Source organism: Thermoactinomyces intermedius (assembly GCF_013912365.1).
GTDB classification, from domain to species: Bacteria; Bacillota; Bacilli; order Thermoactinomycetales; family Thermoactinomycetaceae; genus Thermoactinomyces; species Thermoactinomyces intermedius.
The window spans coordinates 76658-84492 of record NZ_JACETT010000021.1 but is presented as its reverse complement, the minus strand read 5'-3'; the positions used below and the strand labels follow the sequence as shown (position 1 = coordinate 84492).

Sequence of the window (7835 nt, the reverse complement as noted above, 5' to 3'; positions counted from 1 at the left end):
ATATTATATATTTTATAGTCTAATCGCCTAAAATATTTCAAAACAGGGTGTTAATAGAAAAATCGATGAGCTATTTAAAAGGAACTTCAAAATTTATATATTGTAATTTTCAAAATAACCGTTAAGATGGAGATGGGAATGTTTTCTTCCTGTTTTTGTTTTTACTAGTGTAGCATGAGCATTATTTTGTTTAACGATTGATCCCCGTCAAAGAGGTGGTGTCTCATTACAAACCATCAACCCGTTTTGATGTCGAGAAGAGAACGGCATCAACAAGAACGAATGCATCCAATGGTTCTGTTTCTTCTTTTTGGAACCGGTTTTACCAGAACTGCCTCTTTTATGAGCCTGCCATTTTTGGTGTTTTATTTAACCCATCACATTCATTTCACCCCGATGCAAGTCGGGATCATCCTCGGAGTGATGGGATTGGGTGCGGCATTAGGGGGATTTGTTGGCGGTTATTTGTCTGACTTGTTTGGTCGCGGGTTTATTATCGTCATTTCTTTGGCAGCCTGGACCTTTTGTTTTTTCGGGTTCGTGTTGGCACAAGAGTATGTCACGTTTATCCTGTTAAGCTTTTCCCACGGCTTGTGCCGCGCTTTTTTTGAACCCACTTCCCAAGCGTTAATGGCGGACTTAACCGTACAAAGAAAACGACTGAAAGTATTCAGTTACCGTTATATGGCCATCAATATCGGCATGGTGATCGGTCCTTTGCTGGGGACTTTTTTGTTCCAGTCGATCGGACCTTACACCTTTGTCCTTACCGGTTTGTTATATGCTTTTTACTCCCTAATGCAAATCGGATTTCTGCTCAAATACAAGAAGGAAATCCGACATTCCAGGGATGAAGGCAAGGTTCAGTTGTCCGAATGCTTGCATCTTATGAGAAAAGACCAAACATTGGGATACTACATCATAGGCAGTATGATCTTTTACGGCATTTATTCACAATTGGAAACAAGCTTGCCGATGTTTCTGACCAATGAAATCGTGAACGGGGAACGAATCTATTCCTTCTTGTTAATGATCAATGCAGCCATTGTCATCTTGTTCCAGCCCTTTATCACCAACTGGGCGGAACAGAGAAACCCGTTGAGCAGTATTTTGCTGGGGGTCCTGCTGTTTTCCGCGGGATATGCCTCGCTTTCGCTGGGAAACCAGGAATTGATTTTTATCAGCGGAACCATTTTATTCACCATCGGGGAGATTTTCATTTTCCCGGTAAGCAGCCAAATGATTGACCAGTTGAGCAATGACCGGTTTCGCGGTGCCTATTACGGAGCCGCCAATCTGGCACAGATCGGATTGAGTTGGGGGCCGTTGGTGGGCAGCTGGCTGTACAATCAAGTCGGGGCGCCGGTGATGTGGTGGATCATTGCGTTGATTGCCTTACATATTATTTGGTTCTATGCCATCGGCTATCGCAAATACATGAAAAAACAGGGCATCGGCGCCATGTTGATCATATACAAAGTGCTCAACGACTTAAAATTGATGCCCATCATCAAATTCTCGTTCAAAATCATTCCGCTCATCTCGATTCTGACCGGACTTTTGTTTTGGGCGACACAACACTATGGGGAAAAGCTGAGTTTTCTCCATCACTGGATGCTACCTAGTATGTAAGCAAAAAGGGAATGGCAAAAGCGGCCACGCTTGCTATTCCCTTTCTTTATATTTATTCCCGGATCTGTCCGGTTCCCCGGATCACATATTTGTAACTGGTGAGCTCTTTCAATCCCATGGGGCCCCGTGCATGCAATTTCTGGGTGGAAATCCCCATTTCGGCGCCGAATCCAAACTCAGCCCCGTCGGTAAAACGGGTGGAAGCATTGTGATACACGGCCGCCGCATCCACTTGTGTCAAAAAGGCATCCGCCGCTTTTTGATCTTCGGCAATGATGGCTTCGGAATGGCCCGTCCCAAACCGTTCAATGTGCCGGAGCGCTTCCCCGGTTCCCTGAACCACTTTCACAGCCAGGATCAAATCCAAAAACTCGGTGTCGTAATCTTCTTCTGCGGCCGGTTCGATCTTCAGCGAAGGTTCATCTTGCAAAATGCGGCAGGTTTGTTCACATCCTTTGACCTGCACTCCCCGGTCGGCCAACTCCCGGGCCAAAAAAGGCAAAAATTCCTCCGCAATGCTCTGATCAACCAAAAGGGTTTCCATGGCATTACAAACCGAAGGACGTTGGGTTTTGGCATTGACCACCACCGACCGGGCCATCATGAAATCCGCGGAAGCATGCACATAGATATGACAATTTCCCACACCGGTTTCAATGACCGGCACATGGGCATTTTGCACAACCCGTTGAATCAATCCGGCTCCCCCGCGCGGAATCACCAGGTCGACCGACTCTTTGTCCCGGATCAAATAATCAATCGTATCCCGCCCGGTCCGATCAATCAATTGAATGGAATCAACCGGAATCTTTGTTTCCGCCAGCCCTTCACACATGACCCGAACCAGCGCCTGATTGGAGAAGATCGCCTCTTTCCCTCCGCGAAGGACAATGGCATTGCCGGCTTTCAATGCCAGACCGGCGGCATCCACGGTGACATTGGGCCGTGATTCGTAAATGATGGCAATCACCCCGAACGGAACGCGCACTTTATCCACTTGCAATCCGTTCGGGCGGAGATGGGTTTCCATCACCTCGCCGACCGGGTCCTGGCTTTGGGCCAATACTTTCAGCCCCTCAATCATGTCGGCAAGGCGCTTTTCATTCAACAGCAGACGGTCCTGTTTCGCTTTGGACAAGCCGTTTTGGATGGCGGCTTCCAAATCTTTCTGGTTGGCTTCAAAAATCCGGTCCCGCATCTGCCACAATTTCTCGCCCATACGCATCAAAGCTTCGTTTTTTTCCCGGGCGGAAACCATTGTCAATTGCCGTGAAGCTTGTTTGGCTTTTCGTGTTTTCTTTTTCACCATGTCTTGCAAATCAACCGTCATCATAAGACTTTCTCCTCCTCCTTCAAAATCACCATCATATCCCGGTGAACCACTTCATGAATCCGTTCATTCCCCTGATCCCAAGCTTTTCGTTCCAGCAAGAGATTGAGATCGGCACTGGAAAAGCTGGAAATCCCTTTGCCGATGGAGCGGCCGGACAAATCGCAAATTTCCACGACGGCTCCTTCCAAAAAAGTTCCGCTGACACAGACCACTCCGCCCAACAGCAGGCTTTTGTTGAACCGGACCAGCGCCTCTTTTGCCCCGGAATCGACCGTGATTTTCCCCTTGACCCGGGTGCTGAACGCCAGCCATGATTTTTTGCTCGGCAAACGGCTGTGCGGATGGAAACAGGTTCCCACTTTTTCCCCTTGCACAATTTTTCTTAATGCATCCGGTTCTTTGCCGGACGCAATCACCACCTGCATTCCGGATCGGACCGCGATTTTGGCCGCAGTCATTTTGGTCCGCATTCCGCCGGTTCCCACGATGCTTCCGGAACCCCCGGCTATCTCTTCCAACTCCTTGGTGATGACATGCACTTCCTCAATTTTTTTGGCTTCGGGATCTTTGCGGGGATCTTTGGTATACAAGCCGTCAATGTCTGTCAACATCACCAAAAGGTCTGCCTGGGCCACAATGGCCACCAGACTGCTCAAAGTATCGTTATCCCCCACGCGAATTTCATCGACGGCCACCGAGTCATTTTCATTGACAATAGGAACAATCCCCTTTTTCAACAACGTTTCGATGGTATTGCGAATGTGAATAAACCGCTTCCGGTCCTCCAGGTCCAAGCGCGTGAGCAATAACTGGGCCACCGGAAAACCATGTTGTTGAAAGTATTTCTGGTACGTATCCATGAGTGCACTCTGGCCCACCGCGGCAGCCGCCTGCTTTTCCGGAATAGTGATCGAAGCCGGGGTCCATCCCAACCGTCCGATCCCGGCGGCAACCGCTCCGGACGACACAAGGATCACTTCCATTCCTTGCCGGATCAGGGCGGCAATTTGCCCGACCAACGGATTGATTTTTCTCTCTGACAAGACGCCGCCCGCTTCCGTCAGGCTGCTGGAGCCGACTTTCACCACAACACGCTTTTTTCCCATGCCTTCTTCCTCCCTCTAAACAAAAAAAGCCTTTCATCCCTGAAGGACGAAAGGCTATTTCGCGGTACCACCTTCATTGATGCGTCCCACACCATTCGTAAGACGCATCCCCTTTACTGGATAACGGCCATGCTCACCGAATCCGCTTTTCACGGATCGCTCCAGAGGCGGGACAATCCGGTTAAATGACGGGTTTTTCCAGCCGCGAAACCCGCTCTCTGTGCATCGCTCCGGATTGATTCACTCTGTCATCGCACTTTGATATGCAAGTTTTATACATTTATATACATGACATCCGGCCGGTTTGTCAATCTTTACTCCATTTCAATCAACAAGTCCCCTGTCTCGATGGCATCTCCATTTTTCACATGAATTTCCTTGACCACACCGTCAAACGGCGCCTGAATCGTCGTTTCCATCTTCATGGCCTCGGTGACGGCAAGGTGTTCTCCTTTCTTCACCTTGTCCCCTTTCTCGACCAAGATTTTCACCACATGCCCCGGCATCGTGGCGCCCACATGGCCTGTCACGTCCGGATCCGCTTTGCGGCGCGATTCGACCGTTGCTTTGGCTGACAAATCGCGAACGGTCACTTCACGCGGTTGCCCGTTTAATTCATAATACACCGTCCGTGTACCGTCCGGAGCCAACGGCCCGACCGTAATCAATTTGACAATCAAGGTTTTCCCCGTTTCAATCTCCACTTTGATCTCTTCCCCGTAACGGAGCCCGTAGAAGAACGTGGGCGTATCCAGTACGGAGAGATCCCCGAATTCTTTGGTTTTTTCTTCTTTGTCCAAGAACACCTTCGGATACATGATGTAACTCATCACATCGTACTCATTGACCGCCCGCCCGGTTTTTTCTTCCAGCTCTTTTTGGACTTGCCCGAAATCCACCGGCTCCAGTAACTCGCCCGGCCGGCAAGTGAAATATTCGCGTCCTTTTAAAATGATATCACGCAGTTTTTCCGGAAATCCCCCCGGCGGTTGACCCAAATAACCTTGGAAAAACTGAATGACCGATTCCGGGAAGTCATAACGGTGGCCTTTTTCATAAACATCCTGTTCCGACAGGTTGTTTTGCACCATAAACAGGGCCATGTCCCCGACCACTTTGGAAGAAGGAGTGACTTTGACAATGTCTCCAAACATTTTGTTTACCGTGGCATAAGCTTTTTTCACTTCATCCCAGCGATCGCCCAGACCGACCGCATTCGCCTGCTGGCGCAAGTTGGTGTATTGTCCGCCCGGCATTTCATGGACATACACTTCGGCGGTCGGTGATTTGATGTCACTTTCAAAGCCGGCATAATAAGCCCGCACATCTTCCCAGTAATCGGAAAGCTTTTGGATCTCCTGCAAATCCAATCCGGTTTCTCTCTTATCACCACGCAATGCGGCAACCAACCCATTCAGGCTGGGCTGTGAAGTAAATCCGGACATGGAACTGATGGCGGTATCCACAATGTCGACTCCGGCTTCATAAGCCTTGATCAGCGTCGACATCTGCACTCCGCTGGTATCATGCGTGTGCAAATGAATCGGAATGCCGATCTCTTCTTTTAAAGCTTTCACCAGCTGATAAGCCGCAAATGGTTTCAACAATCCGGCCATATCTTTTATCGCCAGGATTTGCGCCCCCGCTTTTTCCAACTCTTTGGCCAGCTCCACATAATATTTCAGCGTGTATTTGTTGCGGGACGGATCCGTGATATCCCCGGTGTAACAAATGGTCGCTTCGGCAATTTTTCCGGTTTCGCGCACGGCATCGATCGCCACCCGCATGCCTTCAATCCAGTTTAAGCTGTCAAAAATCCGGAAAACGTCAATGCCGCTCTTTGCAGCCAGTTGCACAAACTTCCGGATCACATTATCGGGATAATTGGTGTAACCCACCGCATTGGCGCCTCTGAACAGCATTTGAAACAAAATATTGGGAATCCGTTCACGAAGTAAGTGCAATCTTTCCCAAGGATCTTCATTTAAAAAGCGCATTGCCGTATCAAAAGTGGCTCCTCCCCACATCTCCAGCGAGAACAATCCCGGAGCCAGTTTTCCCGTCGCTTCAGCAATTTTTAATAAATCATAGGTGCGCATTCTGGTGGCAAACAAAGACTGATGGGCATCGCGAAAGGTCGTATCCGTCACTAAAAGGCGCTCGCTGTTTCGAATCCAGTCAATCAGCCCTTCGGCTCCCTGCTCGTCCAAAATTTGCTTCGTTCCGCGCGGATATTCCCGGTCATAAGGAACCACGGGCACACGTGGTTTGGGAAAGTTGGGCTTCTTGTCTTTGGGCAATCCCGGATAACCGTTGACGACCGTCTGACCGATATAATTCAACAGTTTGGTTCCACGGTCTCTCCGCTTTGGAAACTCAAACAATTCCGGTGTTGTGTCAATGAACGAAGTATCATACTTCCCGCTTAAAAACACCGGATGTTGCACCACATTTTCCATAAACGGAATATTGGTTTTCACTCCGCGGACCCGGAATTCCCTCAACGTGCGCAACATTTTTTGGGCCGCTTGTTCGTAAGTCATCGCCCAGGAAGAAACTTTCACCAACAATGAATCGTAGTGCGGTGTAATGACCGCCCCGGGATAAGCGTTACCGGAATCCAACCGGATGCCGAATCCGCCGCCCGAGCGGTACGCAAGCAATTTCCCCGTTTCCGGCAGGAAATCGCGCTCCGGGTCCTCGGTGGTCACACGGCATTGAATCGCATACCCGCGGGTGGTGATTTCCGACTGTGCCGGCACGCCCACTTCCGGATCGGTTAAAGCATATCCTTCCGCAATCCGGATTTGGGATTGCACGATGTCCACCCCGGTGATTAATTCCGTGATGGTGTGCTCCACCTGCACCCGCGGATTCACTTCGATGAAGTAAAACTTTTGATCACCGGTGACCAAAAATTCAACCGTTCCGGCGTTGATGTAACGGGCTTTTTTCATCAGATTCAAAGCCGCTTCACAAATCTGTTCGCGCAAATCCTCATCCAGCGACACACTCGGCGCCACTTCAATCACTTTTTGATGGCGGCGTTGGATGGAACAATCCCGGTCATACAGATGTACGACATTCCCGTAAGAGTCTGCCAAAATTTGCACTTCGATATGTTTAGGATTTTCCAAATATTTCTCGATATAAACCGCGGCATTGCCAAAAGCGGATTTCGCTTCGGACCGGGCCCGTTCGACCGCGTCTTTCAATTCCTCCGCCTTGCGGACAATCCGCATCCCGCGGCCGCCTCCACCGGAAGCTGCTTTGATGATGACCGGAAATCCGTGCTTTTCCGTAAACTCTTGCGCTTCTTTCAGTGACTGAATCGGATCAGGGGTACCAGGAATGACCGGAATCCCGGCTTTAACAGCCATTTCACGGGCTTCCACCTTATCGCCAAACATCTTGATATGCTCCGGGGACGGACCGATAAATACAATCCCCTCTTCTTTGCATCGTTTGGCAAATTCGGCATTTTCCGCCAAAAAGCCGTAACCGGGATGAATAGCATCCACATCATGGCGTTTTGCTACTTCCAAGATGGCATCAATATCCAAATACGCTTCAATCGGGCCTTTTCCCTCGCCGATCAGATAAGCTTCATCCGCTTTGTAACGATGAAGGGACAAGCTGTCCTGCTCGGTGTAAACAGCGACCGTGCGAATCCCCAGCTCGGTGCAAGCGCGAAAAATCCGGGTAGCAATTTCGCCACGATTGGCTACTAAAACTTTCGAAAAATGCTTCATACCTGTACTCCT

At 49.5% G+C, this 7835-nt stretch carries 4 protein-coding genes; 1 reads left to right on the top strand and 3 read right to left on the bottom strand.

What is annotated here, in order from left to right:
- Positions 1–249 precede the first annotated feature (249 nt).
- Complete coding sequence (locus H1R82_RS05725; protein WP_309544795.1) at positions 250–1632, top strand: MDR family MFS transporter; 1383 nt, start codon at positions 250–252, stop codon at positions 1630–1632.
- Between the two features lie 52 nt (positions 1633–1684).
- Here H1R82_RS05725 and H1R82_RS05720 read toward each other — a convergent pair whose 3' ends face one another.
- The 3 genes from H1R82_RS05720 to pyc form a co-directional block, all read right to left on the bottom strand.
- Positions 1685–2965: a glutamate-5-semialdehyde dehydrogenase gene (locus H1R82_RS05720; RefSeq protein WP_232333836.1), complete on the bottom strand. Its 1281-nt coding sequence runs from the start codon at positions 2963–2965 to the stop codon at positions 1685–1687.
- On the bottom strand, positions 2962–4071 hold the full coding sequence (proB, locus tag H1R82_RS05715) for a glutamate 5-kinase (RefSeq protein WP_181730733.1): 1110 nt from the start codon (positions 4069–4071) through the stop codon (positions 2962–2964). The genes H1R82_RS05720 and proB overlap by 4 nt, the downstream gene beginning before the upstream one ends.
- 314 nt (positions 4072–4385) lie before the next feature.
- Positions 4386–7823: a pyruvate carboxylase gene (gene pyc, locus H1R82_RS05710; RefSeq protein WP_181730734.1), complete on the bottom strand. Its 3438-nt coding sequence runs from the start codon at positions 7821–7823 to the stop codon at positions 4386–4388.
- Positions 7824–7835: the final 12 nt, after the last annotated feature.